The sequence below is a fragment of the Luteococcus sp. genome, assembly GCF_043424415.1.
Classification (GTDB): Bacteria; Actinomycetota; Actinomycetes; order Propionibacteriales; family Propionibacteriaceae; genus Luteococcus.
The window spans coordinates 1-3,603 of record NZ_JBHWOO010000011.1; the positions used below are offsets into that span (position 1 = coordinate 1).

General features: G+C 70.4%; 2 protein-coding genes. Both read left to right on the forward strand.

Annotated features, from left to right (window positions below; genetic code table 11):
- Positions 1-60 precede the first annotated feature (60 nt).
- A complete protein-coding gene (locus ACHFFZ_RS00380) occupies positions 61-1,473 on the forward strand; it encodes an acyl-CoA carboxylase subunit beta (RefSeq protein WP_394274685.1) in 1,413 nt (470 codons plus the stop codon).
- Positions 1,474-1,676: 203 nt separating this feature from the next.
- Positions 1,677-3,554 (forward strand): prolyl oligopeptidase family serine peptidase, encoded by a 1,878-nt coding sequence (locus tag ACHFFZ_RS00385; RefSeq protein WP_394274686.1) that lies wholly within the window; start codon positions 1,677-1,679, stop codon positions 3,552-3,554.
- Positions 3,555-3,603: the final 49 nt, after the last annotated feature.

A 3,603-nucleotide genomic window follows, 5' to 3' on the forward strand; every position in this document is an offset into this window, starting at 1 on the left:
TTCTCCGTCAGAGGCGCATCGTCCCTTCCCGGGACATGGGCCAAGGAAAGGACTGCATTCATGACCATCACCAGCACCGTGGACCAGAACACCCAGATCGACCCGCGCGATCCCGTCGCCCGTCTCGAGAACCTCTTCGACCCGGCGTCGCTGGAGTTCCTCACCGAACCCGACGCCTCGGGTGCGCTCGCCGCACGCGGTCTCATCGACGGCGTGCCCACCATCGCCTACGCCACCGACGCCACCGTCATGGGCGGCGCCATGGGCCTCGACGGCTGCCGCCACATCGTCCACGCGATCGACGTGGCGATCGACGAGCAGCTGCCCGTCGTGGGCGTCTGGCACTCGGGCGGGGCGCGACTGGCGGAGGGCGTCGAGGCGCTCCACGCCGTGGGCACCGTCTTCGAGGCCATGGTCCGCGCGTCGGGTCATGTCCCCCAGATCTCTGTGGTGCTCGGGCCCGCCGCCGGCGGCGCCGCCTACGGCCCCGCCCTCACCGACATCGTCATCCTCGCTCCCGAGGGCCGCATCTTCGTCACTGGCCCCGAGGTGGTGCGCTCGGTCACGGGCGAGAACGTGGACATGGCCCGACTGGGCGGACCCGACGTCCACGGCCGACGCTCCGGCGTGGTGCACGTCGCCGCCGACGACGAGGCCGACGCCCTGCAGCGCGCCCGCGACCTGGTGGCGCTGCTGGCCAACCAGGGGGTCGTGGCCGAGGAGGTCGCCGACACCGACCTGTCCACCCTGCTGCCCGAGAGCAAGAAGCGCGCCTATGACGTGCACCCGCTGGTGGAAGGCATCCTTGACGAGGGCACCGTGGTGGAGCTGCACGCCAAGTGGGCCCCGAATGTGGTCGTCGCGCTGGGCCGCATGGCCGGGCGCACCGTCGGCGTCGTGGCCAACAACCCGATGCGGCTGGGCGGCTGCCTCGACTCCTTCAGCGCCGAGAAGGCGGCCCGCTTCGTGCGGATGTGCGACGCCTTCGGCGTGCCGATCGTCGTCCTGGTGGACGTTCCCGGCTACCTGCCCGGCGTCGGCCAGGAATGGGACGGCGTGGTGCGCCGCGGCGCCAAGCTGCTGCACGCCTTCAGTGAGGCCGTCGTGCCCTGCGTCACCCTGGTGACCCGTAAGACCTACGGCGGCGCCTACATCGCCATGAACTCCCGCTCGCTGGGCGCCACCAAGGTCTTCGCCTGGCCCGGTGCCGAGGTGGCCGTCATGGGTGCCGTCGCCGCGATCCGCATCCTGCACCGCCGCAAGCTGGCCGAGGTGCCCACCGACTCCCGCGCTCAGGTGGAGCTGGAACTGGCCGCTGAGCACGAGAAGATCGCCGGCGGCGTCGACAAGGCCGTCGAGATCGGCGTCGTGGACGAGGTCATCGAGCCCTCGGCCACCCGCTCCGAGCTGGCGGCCGCCATCCGCGAGGCGGACAAGGGAGAGCGCGGGCAGCACACGAATATCCCGCTGTGACCCTGCAAGCAGGTCCCAGGAGCATCCCGCTGTGACCCTGCAAGCAGGTCCCAGGAGCATGACGACGGGTTCCCGGCGCTCTGTCCAAGGATCCGCCGTCATCTCTGTGCCCCTGTTGTCCAGCGGTCGTCCCGCGAGCCGCTAGGCTCACGCGCATGACCCATGCGTGCACGCCCCTGCCCAGCGGTAGCTGGACGTCTCCGGTGACCATTGACGCCATGCTCGCCTCCGGCGTCTCCCTTGCCGCGGTCGAGGTCGACCATGACCAGGTGGGATGGCTCGAGTCCAGGCCCGAGGAGGACGGCCGCCAGACGCTCGTGCTCGATGGCGTCGAGGTGACCCCTGCCCCGGCCGCCCTGCGCTCCCGTGCGCAGGAGTACGGCGGCGGCGTCTGGCACGCCCAGGACGGGATCGTCGCCTGGTGTAATGACACCGACGGCGCACTGCACGCCCGCATCGACGGCCGGCCCCGCCGCATCTCTCCTGCCAATCGGGACCTGCGCTTCGGCGGGCTGCGCGTGGACGCGGCGCGTCGCCAGGTCGTAGCGGTGCGCGAGGACCACCGCGGTGAGGGCGAGGCCGTCACCACGATCGTCGCCCTGTCGGTCGATGACGAGAACGCTGACGGCGGCAGGGTGCTCTGCCAGGGCGCCGACTTCTACGCCCACCCAGAGGTCTCCCCCTTCGGTCGCCTGGCCTGGGTCGAATGGAACCACCCGGACATGCCGTGGGATGGCACCCTGCTCAAGATCGGCCAGCTCAGCGACGACGGGATCGAAGCAGTCACCGTCATCGCCGGCGGCCACGACGTCTCTGCGGTGCACCCCAAGTGGGGGCCGGACGGCTCGCTGTACTTCCTGAGCGACGAGTCCGGCTACTGGAACCCGTGGGTCTTCGACGGACCCACCACCCGCTCGATCCTCGATGAACCGCACGACTTCTGCCGTCCGCTGTGGGTGCTGGGAAATGCCGAGTACGCGGTGCTCGACGAACGCACTCTGGTGATGCGCTGGTATGCCGATGCCGGCGCGCGCGTGGGGCTGGTCGACGTGCCCAGCGGGGACATCACCGAGATCATTGACCCGGTCGCCGACGTGGACGCCATCGCCGCCGGAGAGGCCGGGATCTTCCTGGTGGCCGCGCATGCCGACCGGCCGGACGAGATCGCCCGCCTCGAGGTGGGCGCTGCCCGCCTGGCCCAGCCGGCGCTGACCACCGTGCGTCCCGGCGGGGAGCAGCCCGACCCCGCGTGGGTCTCGGTGCCCGAGTCGATCTGGTTCGAGGGCCGTCACGGACGCAGCCAGGCCTTCTACTACCCGCCCACCAGCCCCGATGCCGAGTTGCGCGAGGGTGAGGCGCCGATCACGATCGTCAACACCCACGGCGGGCCGACGGCCATGGCGCCGGGCACCTTCCGCACCGACTTCCAGTTCTGGACCAGTCGCGGCATCGCGGTGCTGGACGTCAACTACTCCGGCTCGTCCGGCTTCGGCCGCGACTATCGCAACCGCCTCCACGGCAACTGGGGCATCGCCGATGTCGACGACTGCGTCGACGCGGTCAAGGAGGTGGCCGGGCGTGGGCTGGCCGATCCCGAGCGCGTCGTGATCCAGGGTGGCTCGGCCGGCGGCTACACCACCCTGCAGGCGCTGGTCAGCTCCGATGTCTTCGCCGCCGGGATGAGCCGCTACGGCATCGGCGACCTGGAGACCCTGGTGGGTGACACCCACAAGTTCGAGTCCCGCTACCCGTACAAGCTGGTCGGCCCCTATCCCGAGGCGAAGGCCGTCTACGAGCAGCGTTCCCCCATCCACCACGTCGAGCAGCTGTCCAGCCCGATGCTGATCCTGCAGGGGCTCGACGACAAGGTGGTGCCTCCGAGCCAGGCCGAGTCGATGGCCGAGGCCGTGCGGGCCAAGAAGCTCCCGGTGGCGGTCAAGATGTTCGAGTCAGAGGGCCACGGCTTCCGCAGGCAGGAGACCCGACGGGCCGTGGTCGAGGCCCAGCTGAGCTTCCTCAGCCAGCTCTTCGACTTCGAGCCGGCAGACCAGGTGCCGGTGCTGGAGGTCGAAAACCTCTGAGGTCCACCCGCCTCACGCGCCGGGGGCGCCCATGCCAGTGCATGACAAA

Coding starts and splice junctions, on each gene's coding strand:
- ACHFFZ_RS00380 (WP_394274685.1), top strand. CDS start 61: ATGACCATCACCAGCACCGTGGACCAGAACACCCAGATCGACCCGCGC.